Source organism: Antarcticimicrobium sediminis, from assembly GCF_004348975.1.
Lineage (GTDB): Bacteria > Pseudomonadota > Alphaproteobacteria > Rhodobacterales > Rhodobacteraceae > Antarcticimicrobium > Antarcticimicrobium sediminis.
This window is the reverse complement of sequence record NZ_SMFP01000003.1, coordinates 296314-315045: the sequence shown is the minus strand read 5'-3', so window position 1 is coordinate 315045 and position 18732 is coordinate 296314. Positions and strand designations below refer to the sequence as shown.

Annotated in this window: 21 protein-coding genes; 13 read left to right on the top strand and 8 right to left on the bottom strand. The window is 65.2% G+C overall.

The window, feature by feature from the left end; genetic code table 11:
- The first annotated feature begins 13 nt into the window (after positions 1 to 13).
- The 5 genes from E1B25_RS07035 to E1B25_RS07015 all read left to right on the top strand — a co-directional run bounded on the left by E1B25_RS07035 (position 14) and on the right by E1B25_RS07015 (position 4518).
- Entirely contained in the window at positions 14 to 793 is a 780-nt protein-coding gene (locus E1B25_RS07035; protein WP_132828052.1) for an SDR family oxidoreductase, read from the top strand.
- 289 nt (positions 794 to 1082) lie between these two features.
- Positions 1083 to 2960, top strand: coding sequence for an excinuclease ABC subunit UvrC (gene uvrC / locus E1B25_RS07030; protein ID WP_132828051.1), 1878 nt, complete (start codon positions 1083 to 1085; stop codon positions 2958 to 2960).
- A gap of 193 nt (positions 2961 to 3153) precedes the next feature.
- Positions 3154 to 3825, top strand: a complete 672-nt coding sequence (gene pgsA / locus E1B25_RS07025) for a CDP-diacylglycerol--glycerol-3-phosphate 3-phosphatidyltransferase (RefSeq protein WP_132828050.1) — start codon at positions 3154 to 3156, stop codon at positions 3823 to 3825.
- Positions 3825 to 4070 (top strand): molybdopterin converting factor subunit 1, encoded by a 246-nt coding sequence (gene moaD / locus E1B25_RS07020; protein WP_132828049.1) that lies wholly within the window; start codon positions 3825 to 3827, stop codon positions 4068 to 4070. Before pgsA ends, moaD begins: the two co-directional genes overlap by 1 nt.
- Positions 4071 to 4074: 4 nt before the next feature.
- Positions 4075 to 4518 carry a molybdenum cofactor biosynthesis protein MoaE gene (locus tag E1B25_RS07015; protein WP_132828048.1) on the top strand — a complete coding sequence of 148 codons (444 nt, stop codon included), beginning with the start codon at positions 4075 to 4077 and terminating at the stop codon, positions 4516 to 4518.
- 135 nt (positions 4519 to 4653) lie between these two features.
- Here E1B25_RS07015 and E1B25_RS07010 read toward each other — a convergent pair whose 3' ends face one another.
- From E1B25_RS07010 to ubiA, 3 genes are all read right to left on the bottom strand, one after another.
- On the bottom strand, positions 4654 to 4983 hold the full coding sequence (locus E1B25_RS07010) for a hypothetical protein (protein WP_132828047.1): 330 nt from the start codon (positions 4981 to 4983) through the stop codon (positions 4654 to 4656).
- Positions 4980 to 6944 (bottom strand): OmpA family protein, encoded by a 1965-nt coding sequence (locus tag E1B25_RS07005; protein ID WP_132828046.1) that lies wholly within the window; start codon positions 6942 to 6944, stop codon positions 4980 to 4982. The genes E1B25_RS07010 and E1B25_RS07005 overlap by 4 nt, the downstream gene beginning before the upstream one ends.
- Before the next feature lie 64 nt (positions 6945 to 7008).
- Positions 7009 to 7983: a 4-hydroxybenzoate octaprenyltransferase gene (gene ubiA, locus E1B25_RS07000; RefSeq protein ID WP_132828045.1), complete on the bottom strand. Its 975-nt coding sequence runs from the start codon at positions 7981 to 7983 to the stop codon at positions 7009 to 7011.
- A 12-nt stretch (positions 7984 to 7995) separates the two neighbouring features.
- On the opposite strand from ubiA, the gene E1B25_RS06995 reads away from it, so the two are divergent.
- The 4 genes from E1B25_RS06995 to lfb1 all read left to right on the top strand — a co-directional run bounded on the left by E1B25_RS06995 (position 7996) and on the right by lfb1 (position 11144).
- Positions 7996 to 8718 (top strand): 16S rRNA (uracil(1498)-N(3))-methyltransferase, encoded by a 723-nt coding sequence (locus E1B25_RS06995; RefSeq protein WP_132828044.1) that lies wholly within the window; start codon positions 7996 to 7998, stop codon positions 8716 to 8718.
- Positions 8715 to 9242, top strand: coding sequence for a hypothetical protein (locus E1B25_RS06990; protein ID WP_132828043.1), 528 nt, complete (start codon positions 8715 to 8717; stop codon positions 9240 to 9242). The genes E1B25_RS06995 and E1B25_RS06990 overlap by 4 nt, the downstream gene beginning before the upstream one ends.
- Before the next feature lie 66 nt (positions 9243 to 9308).
- Positions 9309 to 10679 carry a glutamate--cysteine ligase gene (locus E1B25_RS06985; RefSeq protein ID WP_132828042.1) on the top strand — a complete coding sequence of 457 codons (1371 nt, stop codon included), beginning with the start codon at positions 9309 to 9311 and terminating at the stop codon, positions 10677 to 10679.
- A 111-nt stretch (positions 10680 to 10790) separates the two neighbouring features.
- Positions 10791 to 11144: an LIC10280 family protein gene (gene lfb1 / locus E1B25_RS06980; RefSeq protein ID WP_132828041.1), complete on the top strand. Its 354-nt coding sequence runs from the start codon at positions 10791 to 10793 to the stop codon at positions 11142 to 11144.
- A 51-nt stretch (positions 11145 to 11195) separates the two neighbouring features.
- On the opposite strand, the gene plsY is transcribed toward lfb1, so the two are convergent.
- The 5 genes from plsY to E1B25_RS06955 are packed head-to-tail and all read right to left on the bottom strand — an operon-like array spanning position 11196 to position 14941.
- On the bottom strand, positions 11196 to 11801 hold the full coding sequence (gene plsY, locus E1B25_RS06975; RefSeq protein WP_132828040.1) for a glycerol-3-phosphate 1-O-acyltransferase PlsY: 606 nt from the start codon (positions 11799 to 11801) through the stop codon (positions 11196 to 11198).
- Complete coding sequence (pyrC, locus tag E1B25_RS06970) at positions 11801 to 13087, bottom strand: dihydroorotase (RefSeq protein ID WP_132828039.1); 1287 nt, start codon at positions 13085 to 13087, stop codon at positions 11801 to 11803. Before pyrC ends, plsY begins: the two co-directional genes overlap by 1 nt.
- Positions 13084 to 13467: a hypothetical protein gene (locus E1B25_RS06965; protein WP_132828038.1), complete on the bottom strand. Its 384-nt coding sequence runs from the start codon at positions 13465 to 13467 to the stop codon at positions 13084 to 13086. The genes pyrC and E1B25_RS06965 overlap by 4 nt, the downstream gene beginning before the upstream one ends.
- Entirely contained in the window at positions 13467 to 14003 is a 537-nt protein-coding gene (locus tag E1B25_RS06960) for a hypothetical protein (protein ID WP_132828037.1), read from the bottom strand. Before E1B25_RS06960 ends, E1B25_RS06965 begins: the two co-directional genes overlap by 1 nt.
- Entirely contained in the window at positions 14000 to 14941 is a 942-nt protein-coding gene (locus E1B25_RS06955; RefSeq protein WP_132828036.1) for an aspartate carbamoyltransferase catalytic subunit, read from the bottom strand. Before E1B25_RS06955 ends, E1B25_RS06960 begins: the two co-directional genes overlap by 4 nt.
- 213 nt (positions 14942 to 15154) lie before the next feature.
- On the opposite strand from E1B25_RS06955, the gene E1B25_RS06950 reads away from it, so the two are divergent.
- The 4 genes from E1B25_RS06950 to E1B25_RS06935 all read left to right on the top strand — a co-directional run bounded on the left by E1B25_RS06950 (position 15155) and on the right by E1B25_RS06935 (position 18731).
- Positions 15155 to 15928, top strand: a complete 774-nt coding sequence (locus E1B25_RS06950) for a uracil-DNA glycosylase (RefSeq protein ID WP_132828035.1) — start codon at positions 15155 to 15157, stop codon at positions 15926 to 15928.
- 24 nt (positions 15929 to 15952) lie between these two features.
- Entirely contained in the window at positions 15953 to 16552 is a 600-nt protein-coding gene (locus tag E1B25_RS06945; protein ID WP_132828034.1) for a metallophosphoesterase family protein, read from the top strand.
- 71 nt (positions 16553 to 16623) lie between these two features.
- Positions 16624 to 17166, top strand: a complete 543-nt coding sequence (moaB, locus tag E1B25_RS06940) for a molybdenum cofactor biosynthesis protein B (protein WP_132828033.1) — start codon at positions 16624 to 16626, stop codon at positions 17164 to 17166.
- A 107-nt stretch (positions 17167 to 17273) separates the two neighbouring features.
- Positions 17274 to 18731 (top strand): efflux RND transporter periplasmic adaptor subunit, encoded by a 1458-nt coding sequence (locus tag E1B25_RS06935; RefSeq protein WP_132828124.1) that lies wholly within the window; start codon positions 17274 to 17276, stop codon positions 18729 to 18731.
- Position 18732: the final 1 nt, after the last annotated feature.

Genomic DNA, 18732 nt, shown 5'->3' with positions numbered 1-18732 from the left:
AGGGAGCGATGCGATGACGATTTGTCTGGTCACCGGTGCGGGGCTGCGGTTGGGCCGCGCGATGGCGCTTTATATGGCGCGGCGCGGCTATGACGTGGCTGTGCACTATGCCGCCTCGGGGGAGGCCGCCGAGGCCACCGCCAGTGATATCCGCGCTTTGGGGCGTCGCGCTGTGACGCTATCGGCAGACCTGCTGCACGAGACGCAGACCGCCGAGTTGCTGCCAACAGCCGCCAAGGCGCTGGGTGGGCCGATCACCTGTCTGATCAACAACGCCTCGATCTTTGAATATGACACGATCACGACTGCCACCCGCGACAGCTGGGACCGGCACATGGAAAGCAATCTGCGCGCGCCTTTCGTTCTGACGCAGGCGATGGCGGCGCAGGGGCTGGAGCCCAGTCGTGACGAGGCCGGTGAACCGGTGGCCTCGGGGTTGATTGTCAATATGATAGACCAGCGGGTGCGCAAACTGACGCCAGAGTTCATGACCTATACCATTGCCAAGATGGGGCTTTGGGCGATGACGCGCACGACTGCGCAGGCGCTGGCCCCGGCGATCCGCGTCAATGCCATCGGGCCCGGCCCGACGCTTCAGGGGCACCGCCAAAGCGCGGCCCATTTCGCCGCGCAAAGGGCCAACACGATCAGCGGACGCGGCGCCAATGCAGCGGATATCACCGCCGCGTTGGGGTATTTTCTGGATGCGCCGGCGGTGACGGGACAACTCCTTTGCGTTGATGGCGGTCAGCACCTGGGATGGCAAACCCGCGATATCCTTGGCCCGGAATAGCCGGTGCCGCCAAAGTTTTGCACTGTTCACGGTTCTGTCATCAAAGTGTTAAGAATTACCCTTTGTTTTCATTAACTTGGACGGAACTTATAAAAGTTTCTTTTGTTTTCAGCGCCTTGCGTATGTGATCAATTTTTAGGCAAATCAAGGAACCTCCCGTGGAACAAGGGTATTTTGTAGAAGTCTCGAAGTTATCTTCAGACTTACCCACAGCTTCAGTGGATTTGTTTTCCCTTGAAATCGTCCACCTGAGATTGCAGGCGCGGCCAGAGAATCATATTTCTGGAATATGAGTGACACCCCAGATACCGCAGCCCAGCCGCAGCCCGTCGGCCATGCCTGCATTCAGGGCTATCTGAAAACCCTCGACAGCTCTCCCGGGGTCTATCGGATGCTCGATGCTCAGGCGCGGGTGCTTTATGTCGGCAAGGCGCGCAATTTGCGCGCGCGGGTCTCCAGCTATGCCAGACCCACGGGGCACACCCCGCGCATCGCCCGGATGATCCGCGAAACCGTCAAAATGATGTTTCTCACGACGCGGACCGAGACCGAGGCGCTGCTGCTGGAGCAGAACCTGATCAAGCAGCTCAAGCCGAAATACAACGTCTTGCTGCGCGACGACAAAAGCTTTCCCAATATCCTGCTCGCCAAGGATCACGCGTTTCCACAGATCAAGAAACATCGCGGTGCCAAGAAAGAGAAGGGCAGCTATTTCGGCCCCTTCGCCAGCGCCGGCGCGGTGAACCGGACGCTGAACCAGTTGCAAAAGGCGTTCCTGCTGCGCAACTGCACCGACGCGATGTTCACCAGCCGCACGCGTCCTTGCCTGTTGCATCAGATCAAACGCTGTAGCGCGCCCTGCACCGGCCTGATCTCCGAGACGGAGTATGCCGAGGCGGTCCGTGACGCCGAACGCTTCCTGTCGGGCCGCTCGACCAAGGTGCAGGAGGAACTGGCCGAACAGATGCAGCTGGCCTCTGACGAGATGGAATTCGAACGCGCTGCGGCGCTGCGCGACCGCATCCGCGCGCTGACATCGGTGCAGACCGCGCAGGGGATCAACCCGCGTGGCGTGTCCGAGGCCGATGTGATCGGGCTGCATATGGATAGCGGGCAGGCCTGCGTTCAGGTCTTTTTCATCCGCTCCAATCAGAACTGGGGCAACCGCGATTTCTATCCCCGGGTCGGCGCCGATGTGTCCGCAGCCGAGGTGATGGAGGCCTTTCTTGGTCAGTTCTATGACAACAAGGAACCGCCGCGTCAGGTGATCGTTTCGGATGCGATCGAGAACGCCGATCTGATGACCGAGGCGCTGTCGGAAAAGGCCGGGCGCAGGGTCGAGCTTCTTGTCCCGCAACGCGGCGAAAAGGCCGAACTGGTCTCTGGCGCGTTGCGCAATGCCCGCGAAAGCCTCGCCCGCCGCATGTCGGAAAGCGCCACCCAGATCCGGCTGTTGCAGGGGCTGGCCGAGGCTTTTGGGCTGGAGGCGCCGCCGCAGCGGATCGAGGTTTACGACAACTCGCATATTCAGGGCACCAATGCGGTTGGGGGCATGATCGTCTCGGGCCCGGACGGGTTCATGAAGAACAGCTATCGCAAGTTCAACATTCGCGGCGACGACCTGACCCCCGGCGATGATTTCGGCATGATGAAAGAGGTGCTGACGCGCCGCTTCACCCGGCTGTTGAAAGAAGACCCCGATCGCAACAAGGGGCTTTGGCCAGACCTGTTGCTGATCGACGGCGGCGCCGGGCAGGTCAGCGCGGTCTATGGCATCATGGAGGAATACGGGGTCGAGGATATCCCGATGGTCGGCGTCGCCAAGGGGATCGACCGCGACCAAGGCAAGGAAGAGTTTCACCGCATCGGCGAATCGCCCTTTGCGCTGCGCCACAATGACCCGGTGCTGTACTTCGTCCAGCGCCTGCGAGACGAGGCGCACCGTTTCGCGATCGGCACCCATCGCGCCAAGCGCGCCAAGTCGATGAGCGCCAATCCGCTCGACGATATTCCCGGCGTCGGTGCCACCCGCAAACGCGCTTTGCTCACGCATTTCGGCAGTGCCAAGGCGGTCGGTCGTGCCAATCTGGCCGATCTCAAGGCGGTGGATGGGATTTCCGACACGCTGGCCGAAACCGTCTATGATTTCTTCCACGAAAAGGGGTAGGGCGCGGGGCCGTTGCTCCGCTTTGATCCCGGTCAGCAGTTCGCCAGCGGCGGCGATTTCTGGCAGCCCCTTTTGCCCTGGCTGAAAATGTCCCCGCCCAAGGTCTGTGCTGCGCGCGCGCCACGGCTTGCTCCCGTGCAGATTTCTGCTGCGCCCGCTTCCACATTTCAAATTGCGCGTATAGGGTCCGCGCATGCGTTGGAATGTGCCAAATACCCTGACCCTTCTGCGGCTTCTCGCGGCCCCCGGTCTTGCCGTGATGTTTCTCTATTTCTCCCGCCCCTATGCTGACTGGTATGCGCTGGTGCTGTTCGTCGGCGCGGCGGTGACGGACTGGTTTGACGGCTATCTGGCGCGGGCGTGGAAACAGGAAACCAAGTTGGGCGCGATGCTTGATCCGATTGCCGACAAGGCGATGGTGGTGATCGCGCTGATGATCCTTGTCGGCTATGCGGCCAAGCATTGGACCCCTTGGTTGGTGCTGCCTGCCACGGTGATCCTGTTTCGCGAGGTCTTCGTCGCGGGGTTGCGTGAATACCTCGGCGACACCGCCGGCACGCTCAAGGTCACCAAACTGGCCAAGTGGAAGACGACGGCGCAGATGATCGCCATCGCGACGCTGTTCTCGCAGGGCATCTTTGAACATCATTTGGTGATGAACTCTTGGGGCATGGACGAGGCGCTTTTGCTGCAGGTCCTGAATGGAGAGGTCGAGGATCTGCACGGGTTGCGATTGATGCAGGATGGCATGATCTGGTCGGGGCGGCTGGGGCTGTGGCTGCTGTGGATCGCGGCCGCGCTGACCTTGATCACCGGCTTGGATTACCTACGTAAAGCCTTGCCGCATTTGAGGGAGGGGCGCTGATGGAGGTTCTCTATTTCGCTTGGGTGCGCGAACGCATCGGCCTGCCGCGCGAGACGGTCGAGACCGATGCCGCCACTGTGGCCGATCTGGTCGAAGAGCTGCGCGCGCGCGAAGATCGCTATGCCGCCGCCTTTGCCGATCTCAGCGCGCTGCGCGTGGCGCTGGATCAGGATCTGTCCGATTTCGACGCCCCGCTTGCCGGTGTGCGCGAGGTGGCCTTTTTCCCGCCGATGACGGGCGGCTGAGCTGATGCGGATCGCGGTTCAAACGGCAGCTTTCGATCTGGGAGACGAGGCCAACGCCTTTGCCGCCGGTCTGGATGGCGCCGGGGCCGTCGTGACCTTTACCGGCGTCGTGCGCGACCTGCCCGGGGGCGGGTTGCAGGCGATGGAGATCGAGCATTACCCGGGCATGACCGAAAAGGCGATCACCGAGATCGCGACGCAGGCCGCGACCCGCTGGGCATTGGGAGACGTTCTGGTGATTCATCGCCATGGTCGCTTGGCCTTGGGCGAGATGATCATGATGGTCGCAACCGCCGCATCGCACCGCAAAGACGCTTTCGAGGCGGCCGAATACCTGATGGATTACCTGAAATCGCGGGCGCCGTTCTGGAAACGGGAAATCACTGCGGAGGGGGCCGATTGGGTCGCAGCCAAGGATGCGGACGAAGACGCGCTCGAGCGCTGGTAATCCGCTGGTGAGCGCGCCCAAATCCGCGTGCGCCGCAGCACCGGCTTAGATCCGTCCCCGCGTCCCCGCCTGTTTCAGAAAGATCCGTGTTTCAGAAAGAGCGGCGCGCGCCTACTGCGCCTGATATTGGGCCGGTTATTGCGCCTGTCTGACGCGGTCCAGATGCGCGCGCATCTCTTCTGCTTCGCGCCGGACGTCGCGCAACCCATCCATCGCCGCCTTCAACTCGGCTTCGGTCTGAGACAGCTGGTTGGTCAGCTCGGCCTCGCGTTGTTGCAGGTAGGTGATGGCCTGATCGCGGGTTTCCTCGGCCTCATGCAACTCCTGGCTCATCCGGTCCAGATCGGCCACGTCGCTTTGATTGACGCGGGAAAAGCGGTGCAGCAGCCAATGGGCGAACCAACCGACGAGAAAGGCGATGAACAGGATGATCGCCGTGGTGATGATGAACTCAGTTCTGTTCATTCGCTTGTCTCTCCGCTGCTGTCGGTCTCAGGTTCCGCGCCAGTCTCTTCGTCGTTGCCTGCGTCATCCATGGGGGCCGCGTTGTCGTCGGCAGGTTCGGTGATCGGGGTTTCCTCGGCCACCGCGTCCAATGTGCTTTCTTCCTCGGCCTCGTTGCCGGGCCGGATCAGGCGAAACTCGATCCGGCGGTTTGCCTCGCGCCCCGCTTCGGTGTCGTTGGGGGCGATCGGGCGGGTCTCGCCATAGCCGACGGCGACAAAGCTTGCGGTCAGAACGCGGCGCGCGCGCAGTTCGTTTAGCACCGATTGCGCCCGCGACTGGCTGAGGGTGAGGTTCATCTCCTCGCGGCCTTGGCTGTCGGTATGGCCTTGAATCTCCAGCCGCAGATCCTGGCATTCGGTCAGGATATCGGCGATTTGGTTCATGATGCCCTGCGAGGCGGCCGCGATGGTGGCCGAGCCCGGCTCAAAGGTGATCTTGCCTGTCTCCTGCGCCGCGCTCAGGCGGCGTTCGCATTCTTCTGGCTCGGGGGAGGCGGCCACCGGTTCCGGCGGCGCCTGATAGGTAATGTCGAGCGTGAAATCCTCGGCCTCGCCCAGCTTGTCCGACAACAGCCCGGCGATATCGGCACTGGCTTCTTCATCGTGGGTGACCCCGCTCAGACGTACCGAGTCGGGCGAAACGGTCACCACCCCATGGGCCAGTTTCGACAGCGCCTCCAGCCCGGCCAGAACCCGCACCGGCCAATCTGCCGGCAGCCCCTCGACCAGGCGCGCGGCGGTATGGACGCTTTCCGATCCGAACCGCGCCCGGGCATAGCTGTCGGCCATGCGCCGCAGGTTGTCGTCGTTCAGCCGGCCGCGCAATTGCACCAGCCCCTCGGGGCTGCGGGTGGCGATGAATTCCGGCGGACCACCGGCGGTGTCCTTGGGGGCGGGCAGGACCGCGTGCAGCGCGAAGACCTCGGGCAGGTCGTTTTCCAACTCGCCCACCACGGCGTCGAACAGCCCGGCATTGGTGCCCTGCGCCGCGACCAGCGTGATATCGGCATCGGCAAAGGTGACCGATCCGGCCCCCAGTTTGGCCAGTGCCGACAGGCTCAGCTCAGCTGCGCGCGCCCAGTTGGGCGAGGGCACGCCCATCCCGATGGTGCAGCTGGCTTCGCCGCTCAACCCGGCGGCCCGACCGGCGGCCAGAATGCGCGCGCCTGCGGCGTCGGTTTCGGCGGAGCAGGCATCGAAATGCCCGCCGTTTTCGTCGATGATAAAGCGCAGCGAAAACGGCGTGATCACCGGGCGCGGCGCGGCGATCTCCAGCCCCAGCCGCAGCCCCGCCGGTGCGGCGCGGGTCAGCTTGCGCTCCAGCGCGGCCTTGGCCTCGCGGCTGTCCGCGATGGCGGTGATTTTGACCTGTCCGGCGCTGACCGACACTTTCGAGCGTGGCAGTGCCCGCAGCGCCTCGACGGCGTATTGCATCGCCGCGTCCCAGCCCTCGGGGGTGGGATAGGCGGCGGTCTCCAGAAGGTCGGCCACCTTCTGTGTCCCGGCAATATCCTTCAGTTCAGCGACCAGATCGTCGCGGTCGGTTTCGACCGGCACCAGCCCGATGATCGAGATGCCGCTGTCATTGCGCAGAACCTCGATCGAAAACCGTGGCGGCGTCAGGTCGGCGGTGGGGGCGATCTCCATGTTGTCGATGACGCGGGCAGCGTCCACAACCTGGGCGGCGACGGTGATGGCATTGAACCGGGTCGCCTCGTCCGGCGCGATGCCTGCCAGAACCACCCGCAGCCCGTCGGCTTCGACCTCGGCCCAGTGATGGCCCGCGTCGTCGAGGGATCGGCGCACGCCGATCTCGGTGGAATCTTCCACCGCAGAGACCGCGAAACCGGCGGCGACAAGGCTGAGAATGGCTGCGACAACAAAGGTCAGGCCGACGGCGAAAAGGGAGGAAATGCGCATCAACGGATCGGTCTTCTACTCGTTGGAATGCGAATGTCATACCGTCGGGGGGACGAGGGTGCAATCATGCCAGCACCGCAACAAGGAAGAAGATGAGCGGAATCAAGCCGGTGTCGCGGTTGGCACGGAACAGGCGCAGCAAAAGCGCATTGTCGTCGGGGTCGAATTGGCGCAATTGCCAAGCCATGTGCAGGCCCATCGCGCAAAGACCGGCCAGCGCCAGCAGCAGCGCCAGACCTGACCCCTGCGGCGTCACCGCCACGATCACCGCCACCGCCATCAGCGCCAGCGTCAACACCAGAAAAAGGCGCAGCCAGCGTGGGCTTGCCTCGCCAAACAGCCGGGCGGTGGATTTGACCCCGATCAGCGCGTCATCCTCGGCGTCCTGATGGGCATAGATGGTGTCATAGAACAGCGTCCAGCAGATCCCGGCGACATACAGGATCACCGGGGCCCAGTGCAGCGACCCGGTATGCGCCGTCCAGGCCAGCAGTGCGCCCCAGTTGAAGGCAAGGCCCAGAAACACCTGCGGCCACCAGGTGAACCGCTTGGCAAAGGGATAGACCGCCACCGGCAACAGCGACAGAAACCCCAGCACGATGGCGGCGGAGTTAAACGTGAGCAGGATTGCAAAGGCCACCAGCGCCTGCGCGCCCATATAGGCCACCGCCTGCTTGATGCTGACCTGCCCCGAGGGGATCGGGCGCGAACGCGTGCGCTCGACGCTGCCGTCAATATCGCGGTCGGTGATGTCGTTCCATGTGCAGCCCGCCCCGCGCATCAGCCAGGCGCCCAACCCGCAGGCGACAAAGATCCACAGATCGCCCCAGCGCGGCGACTGGTCCCACAGCATCGCCAGCGCCAACCCCCACCAGCACGGCAGCAGCAGCAGCCAGGTGCCGATCGGTCGGTCGGCGCGCGACAGCCGCAGATAGGGCCGCGTTGCCGGCGGTGCCAACCGGTCGACCCAGTTTCCCTTGACCGCATCTGCGACCTGTCCTGTCGCGGTCCTGTCTGGCATTGGGCTTTCAGGTTGCATATGTAGTCTCGCATGAAGGCAAAAGTCAGGCTGTATGTAGAGCACCCGCTGGGGGCGGGGCAATCGGTTCCTCTGACGCGGGAACAGGCGCATTACCTCTTTGGGGTGATGCGGCTGGGGCTGGGCGATCCGGTGGCGCTGTTCAACGGGCGCGACGGGGAATGGCGCACCACCGTGGCCGAGTCAGGCAAGCGTGGCGGCGTTCTGGCCTGCGTCGAACAGAGCCGGCCATTGCAGATGCCCCCCGATCTTTGGCTGCTGTTCGCGCCGATCAAAAAGGCGCGCACCGATTTCATCGTCGAAAAGGCGGCCGAGATGGGCGCGGCGCGGATCGTGCCGGTGCAGACCGAGTTCACAAATTCCGACCGCATTCGGCAGGACCGGCTGCAGGCCCATGCCATCGAAGCCGCCGAGCAATGCGGCGGCACAGTCGTGCCCGAGGTCACCGATTTGCAAAAGCTCGACCGCCTGCTGGCCGACTGGCCCGAGGAGCGGCAGTTGATGTTCTGCGACGAGGCTGAGGCCGGTGTGCTCAAGGGGCTTGCGGGGGCCACGCCCGGCCCTTGGGCGATCCTGATCGGCCCCGAGGGTGGGTTTTCACCCGCCGAGCGCACCCGCCTGCACGCCCTGCCACAGGCCCACGTCGTGGCGCTTGGTCCGCGAATCCTGCGCGCCGATACCGCTGCCGTGGCCGCACTCACCCTGTGGCAAACCGCGCTGGGGGACTGGCGATGAGCTTTATCCGCCCCGAGGCCCGCGCCGCATTGGCGCGCTGGCGCGAGGCGCTGCTGGGCGCTGGCGTGGTGGCGCTGGGGCTGTATTGGGCGTTGGGAACGGGCGGTCTGCTGGGCTGGATCGGCTGGGCGCTGGGGCTTGCTGGCGCCGGTCTTGCCGTGATCGGCTTTCAGCGCGCCCGCTTTCGCGCCACCGGGGGCGGCCCCGGTGTCGTTCTGGTGGACGAGGGCGAAATCACCTATATGGGCCCGCTGTCCGGCGGCTCGGTCTCGGTCCGCGATCTGGAGCGGCTGGTGCTCGATCCCAGCGCGCAACCGGCCCATTGGGTGCTGGAGGAACCGGGCCGCCCGATCCTGCATATCCCGGTCAATGCCGAGGGCGCTGGCAATCTGTTCGACGTCTTCGCCGCCCTGCCGGGTCTGCGCACCGAGCGGATGCTGGCCGAGCTGAAACGCGACACCGCTCATGCGGTTGTGATCTGGGAACGCCGTCCAATGCGGCTTGCGCATCAAAGGCTGCATTGACAGTCCCGGCATTTCCCCGCACCACTGCCCACCGGAAACGAAAGCAAGCAGTATCGGAGTGCGCGAATGTCCATCCCCCAGTCTGGCGGCGGCCCGATCGAACGGCACGAACAACTGGCCGAATACCTCGCGGACGGCTGCAAGCCGAAAGAGGATTGGCGCATCGGCACCGAACACGAAAAGTTCGGCTATTGCAAAGACACCCACAATCCGCTGCCCTATGACGGCGAACGCTCGATCCGGGCCGTGCTTGAGGGGCTGCGCGATCGCTATGGCTGGGCCGAGGTCCGCGAAGGCGATCATCTGATCGGGCTGGAAAAAGACGGCGCCAATGTTTCGCTGGAACCGGGCGGGGCGCTGGAGCTTTCGGGCGCACCACTGGAGACCATCCACCAGACCTGCGACGAGGTGAATGAACACCTGCGCGAGGTCAAGGATATCGCCGACGAGATCGGCGTCGGATTCATCGGGCTGGGCGCCGCGCCGATCTGGATGCATGAGCAGATGCCGCTGATGCCCAAGGGCCGCTACAAGTTGATGAACGCCTATATGGACAAGGTCGGCACCACTGGCACCACCATGATGCGGCGCACCTGCACGGTGCAGGTCAATCTTGATTTCGGCTCCGAGGCCGACATGGTGCAAAAGATGCGCGTGGCCATTGCGCTGCAACCGGTCGCCACCGCGCTGTTTGCCAATTCGCCGTTTTTCGAGGGCAAGCCCAACGGCATGAAATCCTATCGCTCCTGGGTCTGGCAGCATCTCGACCCGGCGCGCACCGGCATGGTGCCCTTTGTCTTTGACGAGGGCTTCGGGTTCGAAGCCTGGGTCCAGTACATGCTCGATGTGCCGATGTATTTCGTCTATCGCGATGGCAAGTACATTGACGCGCTGGGGCAATCGTTCCGCGATTTCCTCAAGGGCGAGCTGCCGGCGCTGCCCGGCGAAAAACCGACGCTCAGCGATTGGGCCGATCACCTGACCACCGCCTTCCCCGAGGCGCGGCTGAAGAAATTCATCGAGATGCGCGGCGCCGATGGTGGTCCGTGGCGCAGGCTCTGCGCGCTGCCGGCCTTCTGGGTCGGGCTGACCTATGATCAGGGCGCGCTGGACGCCGCTTGGGATCTGGTCAAGGACTGGGATACCGAGACTCGCGAGGCTTGGCGTCTTGGCGCGGCCAAAGACGGGCTTCACGCCGAAGTCGGCGGGCGCAAGATGCTGGATCTTGCAACCCAGGTCGTGGATATCGCGCGGTCCGGTCTCAAGGTGCGCGCGCGTCCGGGGCTGGGCGGCATGGTGCAGGACGAACGCCATTTCCTGCACGCGCTGGAGGACAGCGTCGAAACCGGCATGACCCCGGCGGACGAGCTGTTGCAGCACTACAACGGCGATTGGAACGGTGATCTCGACCGGATCTACGACGCCTCAGCCTACTGATCCACCCGCTGTTCGCCCCGTGCTGGTCCGCTGGCAGGGGTGACAGCGGCCCGGTTCCGGGCCAGACTGCCCTGATACAGACAGATGTCAGCAGATCAGGGGGGCAAAGATATGACAGTCGTGAAATGGGGCCGCCGCGCGCTCATGGGGGGGATGGCGGCGGCGATGCTCACGCTGGCCGCCCCATTGGCGGCACAGTCGATCGCCGGGGGCTACCGGGTCGAGGGGCGCAATCCCGACGGCTCGGCCTATCGCGGCACCGTCGCGATCGGCGAGCAGGGCGCCATGGTCCACCTGAGTTGGCGCGTCGGCGGCCAAAGCTATGATGGCACCGGCACCCGCAACGGCGATATCATCTGGATCGACTGGGGGGCGGAGTATCCGGTGGTCTATGTGCGCATGCCCAACGGCGAATTGCACGGCACCTGGGCCAATGGCCGCGCGTTGGAGCGGTTGATCCCCTGAGGCGCGGTCCGGGCGATTCCCCCGGTTCGGCGTACTCTATTTCCGTGCGCTCTATTTCTGCCCGATCTTCGGCTCGGTTCCGGCCCGGATGCGGGTGATATTGCTGCGGTGACGCCAGAACACCAGCAGCGTCAGCGCGACGCCGAGCACAAGGGTGTGGCCATATCCCAGCCCGACCGCCCAGAGGGTCGAGGCCGCAGCTGCCGTCAGCGCCGCCATCGAGGACATCCGGCTGAACAGGGCGACGCTGATCCATGTCAGGCAGCAGGCGATCCCCACCGGCCAGGCCAGAGCCAGCCACAGGCCGACAAAGGTCGCCACGCCCTTGCCGCCCCGAAACCCCAGCCAGACCGGGTAGCAATGGCCGATAAAGGCCGCGAACCCGGCCAGCATCACCGCGTCCTCACCGGCGAATAAGCGCGCCAGCAGCACCGCCGCCGCCCCTTTGCCGCCATCCAGCAGCAACGTCAGCGCCGCCGCCTTCTTGTTGCCGGTGCGCAGCACATTGGTGGCGCCGATATTGCCCGAGCCGATCTCGCGCAGATTGCCCAACCCCATGAGCCGCGCCAACACCATGCCAAAGGGGATCGCGCCCAGCCCATAGCCGATCACGGCCCACAGGATCAGCGTTGCGGCGGGGGATGTGAGCTCGGGCATCAGTCTCTCCGATAGACGGGCGCGCCGCCGACATAGGTGGCCAGCACGCGGCCCTGCATGCGGCCGCCGTCGAAGGGTGTGTTCTTGGATTTCGACAGCAGCGTGAAGCGGTCCAGCACAAAGGGCGCGTCCGGATCGAACAGCACCAGATCGGCCGGGGCCCCCGCGCTCAACCGGCCTGAGGCCAGCCCGAGACGCTTGGCGGGGTTCAGGCTCATGGCGCGAAACAGCGTCGGCAGGTCCAGCGCGCCCGCGTGATACAGCCGCATCGCAGCAGGCAGCAGCGTCTCCAGCCCGACAGCGCCGCTCGCGGCCTCCTCGAAGGGGAGCCGCTTGCTCTCTTCGTCTTGCGGCGTGTGCATCGAGCAGATCACGTCGATCAGCCCAGTGCGCACCGCCTCGATCACCGCCTGACGATCATCCTCGGCCCGCAGCGGCGGCTTCAGCTTGAAGAAGGTGCGGTAATCGGCGACGTCGAATTCATTCAGCGTCAGGTGGTGGATGCCAACCCCGGCGGTGATGTCCAGCCCGTTGGCCTTGGCCCGCTCCAGCGCCGGCAGGGCACGGGCGGTGGTGATCTGGTCGGCGTGATAGCGCGCCCCGGTCATCTCCAGCAGCGCGATATCGCGGTCCAGCCCCATCCGCTCGGCCATCGGCGACACCGCCGGCAATCCGCGCAGGCTGGCGAACTTGCCGCTGGTAGCGGCCGCGCCCTTGCTCAGCCCCGGCTCCTGCGGGTGGCCGATCACCAGTGCCCCCAGCGCACGGGCATAGCTCAGCGCGCGCGACAGCACCTTGGCATCGGCGACCACGTGGTCGCAATCGCTAAAGGCGACGGCACCGGCATCCATCAGAAAGCCGATCTCGGTCATCTCACGCCCCTGCCGCCCCTTGGTCAGCGCCGCCATCGGCACCACGTTCACCGGCGCATCGGCCTGCGCCCGGCGGGTGACGAATTCCAGCGTTTCGGGGCTGTCGATGGTCGGGGCGGTATCGGGGCGGGTCACGATGGTGGTCACGCCTCCCGCCGCCGCCGCCCGCCCGGCGCTGCGATAGCTTTCCTTGTGCCGCTCGCCCGGCTCGCAGACCTTGACGCCCAGATCGACGATCCCGGGGGCCAGACATTTGCCGCCGCAGTCAATCACCGTCGTGCCCGCCGGGGCGCGTGGCGCATCGCCTGCGCCGGTCGCCGCGATCTGCCCGTCCGCGACCCGCAGCCAGCCGAGCGCGTTGGTCCCGGCCTCGGGGTCGATCAGGCGGGCGTTGGTGAAATAAAGCTCGCTCATGCCGCTGCCCTTTCGATGGCCGCCACCGTGGCGTCGGGGTCGGCCTGATACTTGATCAGGTGTTTGTCGCCGTTTCGGGTGATGACTTGTACAAAACTGCCCATTTTTCGGACCTTGCTGATCTGGTCCAGCGACACCTGCCGTCCGCCGGGGCCGGTGATCCGCTCGCCGTCCATCTCCCAGACCGCCGTCAGTTCTTCCGAGGCCAGATACCAGCCGCGCACGATGATGGCCGCCAGCCCGGCCACCGCGCCGGTCCAGACATGCGCGTTGCCCATGACCCAAAGCAGCGCCATCGCGCTTGTCATGGCCAGCGCCGCCAGCCAGGCATTGGTGCGCAAATAGGCGCTGCGGTCGGCGGTGAACTGTTGTGTGCCCATCAGAAGACCCCCCACCACAGGACCAGCGCGATCACCACGATCACCGCCGCGAACAGACTGCCGCCAATGCGCCGCGCCTGCGCCCGCGCGGCCCGAGGGGACAGGCGCGGGGCGGAATAGGGGGCGGCGCTGTCGCTGCGCAGCGGTTGCGCGCGCCAGTCCGGGCTGGGTTCGTCATAGGTGGCGATCAATCGCACGTCCGGCTCTGGCGCCAGCACAGCGGCAGCCCCCTTGAACGCGCGGCTGCGCAGCACCAGAACATAGCCGTCCAGCGCCTCCAGCATTGCCCGGTCCGGCGCGATCTGCTCTTTGCTCAGCCCGCAGCCTTCGGTCAGATATCCTGTCAGCCCCAGTTCCTCGAGATCGGCAACGCGGATCACGTCGATCTGCGTCGGGTCGAGCCCGGCCAGCCCCAGCACCTGATCGGCGGCGCCCGGCTCGCGCAGGAAATCTGCCCGCTCGGGGGGCATGTCCAGCGCAAACACCCGGATGCGCCCATACTCGTCCTCAGGTACGATCAGCCCGTCGTCGCTCATACCGCCGCCCCTGTCGTCAGGGGGCGGGTCAGCAGTTCCATCGCGGCCATGCGCACCGCCACGCCCATTTCGACCTGTTCCTGAATCACGCTTCGGTTGATGTCGTCGGCCAGCGTGCCGTCGATTTCCACCCCCCGGTTCATCGGACCCGGGTGCATCACGATGGCGTCCGGTTTGGCCAGCGCCAGCTTTTCCGCATCCAACCCGTAGCGGTGGTAATATTCCCGTTCGGAGGGGATAAAGCCGCCGTCCATCCGTTCCTTTTGAAGTCGCAGCATCATCACCACGTCGACATCGCGCAGTCCCTTGCGCATGTCGTCATAGACCTCGACCCCGAACTCGCCGATGCCAGAGGGCATCAGGGTCGGCGGTCCGATCAGGCGGATGCGGTTTTCCATCTTGCCCAGCAGCAACAGGTTCGAGCGTGCCACGCGGCTGTGCGCGATATCGCCGCAAATCGCGATGCTTAGCCGGTGCAGCCGCCCCTTGGCCCGCCGGATGGTCAGCGCGTCAAGCAGCGCCTGCGTCGGGTGTTCGTGGCGTCCGTCGCCGGCGTTCAGCACCGCGCAATTCACCTTTTGCGCCAACAGGTCCACCGCGCCGGAATGCGGGTGGCGCACCACCAGAAGATCGGGATGCATCGCGTTCAGCGTCATCGCCGTGTCGATCAGGGTTTCCCCCTTTTTGATCGAGCTGGCCTGCATCGCCATGTTCATCACATCGGCCCCCAGCCGCTTGCCCGCCAGTTCGAAACTGGCTTGGGTGCGGGTGGAGTTCTCAAAGAACATGTTGATCTGGGTCAGACCGGACAGCACATCGCAATGTTTGGCCGATTGGCGGTTCAGATCGACATAGGTTTCAGCCAGATCCAGGATCGTGGTGATATCCTGCGGGGAAAGCTGTTCGATTCCCAGAAGGTGACGGTGGGCAAAGGTCATGCGGGCGGCGCTCCGGCTTGTCTGCTGCTCTGCTTATAGAAAGGCCGGGCAGGCGGGGCAACATCGGCCGCGCCCCCTTTGGTGGCTTTGGCGCCATTCATTCGCCAATCAATCAATGTGCCCCTCTGTACGATCGCCCATTGATGCGCGCCGCCGCGCAATGCCGCGCGCTATGCGCTTTTGCGGGATCGGTTTCGGCGTTAGGGTCCGGCCATGGAATCGCAGATTGACTTTCATACCGCCCGCGCGCTGCTTGAATGGCAGATCGAGTTGGGAGCAACCGACGCCATCGGCGACACGCCGGTGAACCGTTATGACTTGCCGGACAAGCTGCGGCCTGTGCCCAAGGTGGCGGCTGTCGCTGCCGAAACCGCCTCGCCCGCCGCGCGGCCACGACCCAAGCTTGACCCGGTCGAGGTTGCCCGTACCGCGGCGCAGGCGGCCCCGACGATAGAGGCGTTGCGCGCCGCGATGGATGGGTTTGAACACTGTGAGCTGAAAAAAGGCGCCCGCAACTTGGTCTTTGCCGACGGAGCGCCCGGCGCGCCGGTAATGATCATCGGCGAGGCTCCGGGCCGGGAAGAGGACCGCGAGGGGCGTCCCTTTGTCGGCCCGGCCGGGCATCTGCTCGACCGGATGCTGGCGGCGATCGGGATGTCGCGGCAGGTCGATGTCTATATCACCAATGTGATGCCCTGGCGCCCGCCGCAGAATCGCGAGCCGCGCCCGGATGAGATCGCCATGATGAAACCGTTTCTGGAACGTCATGTCGCATTGATCGACCCCAAGGTGATCGTCCTGATGGGCAATGTCAGTTGTCAGGCGGTACTGGGCAAGCGCGGCATCACGCGATTGCGCGGATCGTGGGAACAGGCGCTGGGCAAGCCGGTGCTGCCGATGGTCCACCCGGCCCATCTGTTGCGCCATCCTGCGGAGAAGCGAGAGGCTTGGGCCGATCTGCTGGAGGTGCGGGCCAAGTTGAAGTGAGTGGAGAGACTGAGGGGAGAGAGGATGAGAATTCTTGCCTTTTCCGACCTGCATCTGTCCCGCCCTGCGGCGGCAGATCTGGTCGCGGCCAGCGGCGGGGCCGATCTGGTGATCGGTGCGGGGGATTTCTGCAACATGCGCCAAGGGCTCGATCAGGCGATGGAGCTGCTGTCGGGCATCCCCGCGCCGATGGTGCTGGTGCCGGGCAACGCGGAAAGCGCCGATGAGTTGCGGGCTGCGGCCTTGCCCGGGGCCACTGTTCTGCACGGAGAAGGGGCCGAGATCGCTGGGATAAAAATCTTCGGTCTGGGCGGCGGGGTGCCTGCCCCCCCTTTTGGCGCGTGGTCCTGGAACCTGACGGAGGAGGAGGCCGCCGCGCTTCTGGCGCCTTGTGAGGGCGCCGACATCTTGATCACCCATTCGCCGCCCAAGGGCGTGGCCGACCGCACCTCGCAGGGGCTGTCGGTGGGGTCGGAGGCGGTCCGCGCCGCCATCGAACGCATCGCCCCGCCACTGGTGCTTTGCGGTCATATCCACGACTGCTGGGGCGAGCGCGGCCATATCGGCGTGTCCGAGGTGGTCAACCTTGGCCCCGCAGGCACTTGGTTCGACGTCGCATCATAATCCCTTTGCGCAGGGCGCTGGCCCTGCCGGCCCCCCGTTTTGATAGCCAGTTTTGAGAGGACCTGAACGCCATGTCGCCAATTGACGAAAGCAAGGACTTCATCCCGGTCCGCATCGCGGTGCTGACCGTCTCTGACAGCCGCTCGCTGGACGAGGACCGCTCGGGCCAGGTTCTGGTCGATCGCATCACGGCGGCGGGCCACACCCTTGCCGATCGCAAGATCCTGCACGACGAGCGGGACCAAATCGCCGATCAACTGCGCGCTTGGGTCGCCGACCCGGAGGTCGACGTGGTGATCTCCACCGGCGGCACCGGCCTCACCGGGCGGGATGTGACGGTCGAAGCGCACCGCGATGTGTACGAGAAAGAGATCGAAGCCTTTGCCACCGTCTTTACCATAGTGTCGATGAAAAAGATCGGCACCTCGGCGGTGCAATCGCGTGCTACCGGCGGCGTCGCGGGCGGCACCTATCTGTTTGCGCTGCCCGGCAGCCCCGGTGCCTGCAAGGACGGCTGGGATGAAATCCTGTCGCTGCAACTGGATTACCGCCATAAGCCGTGCAACTTCGTCGAGATTTTTCCGCGCCTGAGCGAAAACCAGCGACGGAAATAGGCTCTGGCACCGTATAACATCTTGGTTACCCCGCGCACCCTCGCTTTTTACAGGGCGCGGGGGCCTTATAGAGTATCCTTGGTGTGCGACCCGGAGAGTAGGTGAAAATGCGGTTCTTGCGGCAAAGTCTGACCGGGCTGTTCCTTGCGTCTGTCATGCTGGCGTTGTTGATCTATGCCGGGCAACTGGTGATGGGCGCGGTGCAAAGCCGTATGGCCGAGGACAACCGCCCGCCACAAGCGCGCGAGCGGGTCTTTGCCGTCAATCTGCGGACCGCCCGGATGGGAACCGTGACCCCGGTTCTGCCTGCCTTTGGTCAGGTCGAAAGCCGTCGCACGCTGGAACTGCGCGCCGCGGTCGGCGGGCGGGTGATCGCGCTGGCCGAAGGGTTCGAGGATGGCGGCAGTGTCACGGCGGGACAGCTGTTGGCGCAGCTTGACCCGGCGGATGCGCAATCGACATTGGACCGGGCCAAAAGCGATCTGCTGGATGCCGAGGCCGAACAGCGCGACGCCGCCCGTGCACTGATCCTTGCGCAGGACGAATTGTCCGCCGCCCGCGATCAGGAGGATCTGCGCAACCGTGCGTTCCTGCGTCAGACCGGCCTGCAAGAGCGTGGCGTCGGCACCGCTGCCACGGTCGAGGTGGCCGAACTGGCGCTGGCGGCCGCGCGGCAGGCGGTTCTGGCGCGGCGTCAGGTCGTGGCCCAGTCCGAGGCGCGGGTGGATCAGGGGGAAACCCGGCAGGCCCGTGCGCGCATCGCCCTGGCCGATGCCGCGCGGGCGCTGGCCGATACCACGATCACCGCCAGCTTTGACGGGACGCTGTCCAATGTCACCGTGGTCGAGGGGCGGCTGGTGTCCTCCAACGAGAAACTGGCCGAACTGATCGACCCCGACGCGCTGGAGATCGCCTTTCGCGTCTCGACCGCGCAATATGCCCGGCTGCTGGATGGGGCGGGCGATCTGATCCCGGCCCCGGTCACCGCCACGCTGGATGTGAGCGGCGCGGCGCTGGTGGCCTTTGGACGGATCAGCCGCGACAGCGCGGCAACCGACGCGGGGCAGACCGGGCGCATGATCTATGCAAGACTGGACAGCGCGCCGGGCTTCAAACCGGGCGATTTCGTCACCGTCGCGGTCGAGGAGCCGCCGTTGGAGCAGGTGGTGCGGCTGCCGGCCTCAGCGCTGGATGGGGCGAACACCGTGCTTGTGCTGGGGGCCGAAGACCGGCTTGAGTCGCTGCCGGTGGAACTGGTGCGGCGGCAGGGCGACGATGTGCTGCTGCGCGGCGCGGGGCTTGCGGGGCGCGAGGTCGTGATCGGGCGCACGCCTCTTTTGGGGGCGGGCATCCGGGTGCGCCCGCTGCGCGAAGAGGCGCAGGCGATCCCGTCCGAGGCCGCGATGTTGGACCTTAGCGACGAGCGGCGCGCGCGGCTGGTGGCCTTGGTCGAGGCCAATACCGGCATGCCCAAGGAAATGAAGGTCCGCGTGTTGGCTCAACTGGGCGGCGCGCAGGTGCCGGCGCAACTGGTCGAGCGGATCGAGTCCCGGATGGGGGGCTAGG

What these genes read in the sequence shown, in the direction of transcription:
- E1B25_RS07035 (WP_132828052.1), top strand. Translation starts at nt 14, where the DNA reads ATGACGATTTGTCTGGTCACCGGTGCGGGGCTGCGGTTGGGCCGCGCG.
- uvrC (WP_132828051.1), top strand. Translation starts at nt 1,083, where the DNA reads ATGAGTGACACCCCAGATACCGCAGCCCAGCCGCAGCCCGTCGGCCAT.
- pgsA (WP_132828050.1), top strand. Translation starts at nt 3,154, where the DNA reads ATGCGTTGGAATGTGCCAAATACCCTGACCCTTCTGCGGCTTCTCGCG.
- moaD (WP_132828049.1), top strand. Translation starts at nt 3,825, where the DNA reads ATGGAGGTTCTCTATTTCGCTTGGGTGCGCGAACGCATCGGCCTGCCG.
- E1B25_RS07015 (WP_132828048.1), top strand. Translation starts at nt 4,075, where the DNA reads ATGCGGATCGCGGTTCAAACGGCAGCTTTCGATCTGGGAGACGAGGCC.
- E1B25_RS07010 (WP_132828047.1), bottom strand. Translation starts at nt 4,983, where the DNA reads ATGAACAGAACTGAGTTCATCATCACCACGGCGATCATCCTGTTCATC.
- E1B25_RS07005 (WP_132828046.1), bottom strand. Translation starts at nt 6,944, where the DNA reads ATGCGCATTTCCTCCCTTTTCGCCGTCGGCCTGACCTTTGTTGTCGCA.
- ubiA (WP_132828045.1), bottom strand. Translation starts at nt 7,983, where the DNA reads ATGCAACCTGAAAGCCCAATGCCAGACAGGACCGCGACAGGACAGGTC.
- E1B25_RS06995 (WP_132828044.1), top strand. Translation starts at nt 7,996, where the DNA reads ATGAAGGCAAAAGTCAGGCTGTATGTAGAGCACCCGCTGGGGGCGGGG.
- E1B25_RS06990 (WP_132828043.1), top strand. Translation starts at nt 8,715, where the DNA reads ATGAGCTTTATCCGCCCCGAGGCCCGCGCCGCATTGGCGCGCTGGCGC.
- E1B25_RS06985 (WP_132828042.1), top strand. Translation starts at nt 9,309, where the DNA reads ATGTCCATCCCCCAGTCTGGCGGCGGCCCGATCGAACGGCACGAACAA.
- lfb1 (WP_132828041.1), top strand. Translation starts at nt 10,791, where the DNA reads ATGACAGTCGTGAAATGGGGCCGCCGCGCGCTCATGGGGGGGATGGCG.
- plsY (WP_132828040.1), bottom strand. Translation starts at nt 11,801, where the DNA reads ATGCCCGAGCTCACATCCCCCGCCGCAACGCTGATCCTGTGGGCCGTG.
- pyrC (WP_132828039.1), bottom strand. Translation starts at nt 13,087, where the DNA reads ATGAGCGAGCTTTATTTCACCAACGCCCGCCTGATCGACCCCGAGGCC.
- E1B25_RS06965 (WP_132828038.1), bottom strand. Translation starts at nt 13,467, where the DNA reads ATGGGCACACAACAGTTCACCGCCGACCGCAGCGCCTATTTGCGCACC.
- E1B25_RS06960 (WP_132828037.1), bottom strand. Translation starts at nt 14,003, where the DNA reads ATGAGCGACGACGGGCTGATCGTACCTGAGGACGAGTATGGGCGCATC.
- E1B25_RS06955 (WP_132828036.1), bottom strand. Translation starts at nt 14,941, where the DNA reads ATGACCTTTGCCCACCGTCACCTTCTGGGAATCGAACAGCTTTCCCCG.
- E1B25_RS06950 (WP_132828035.1), top strand. Translation starts at nt 15,155, where the DNA reads ATGGAATCGCAGATTGACTTTCATACCGCCCGCGCGCTGCTTGAATGG.
- E1B25_RS06945 (WP_132828034.1), top strand. Translation starts at nt 15,953, where the DNA reads ATGAGAATTCTTGCCTTTTCCGACCTGCATCTGTCCCGCCCTGCGGCG.
- moaB (WP_132828033.1), top strand. Translation starts at nt 16,624, where the DNA reads ATGTCGCCAATTGACGAAAGCAAGGACTTCATCCCGGTCCGCATCGCG.
- E1B25_RS06935 (WP_132828124.1), top strand. Translation starts at nt 17,274, where the DNA reads ATGCGGTTCTTGCGGCAAAGTCTGACCGGGCTGTTCCTTGCGTCTGTC.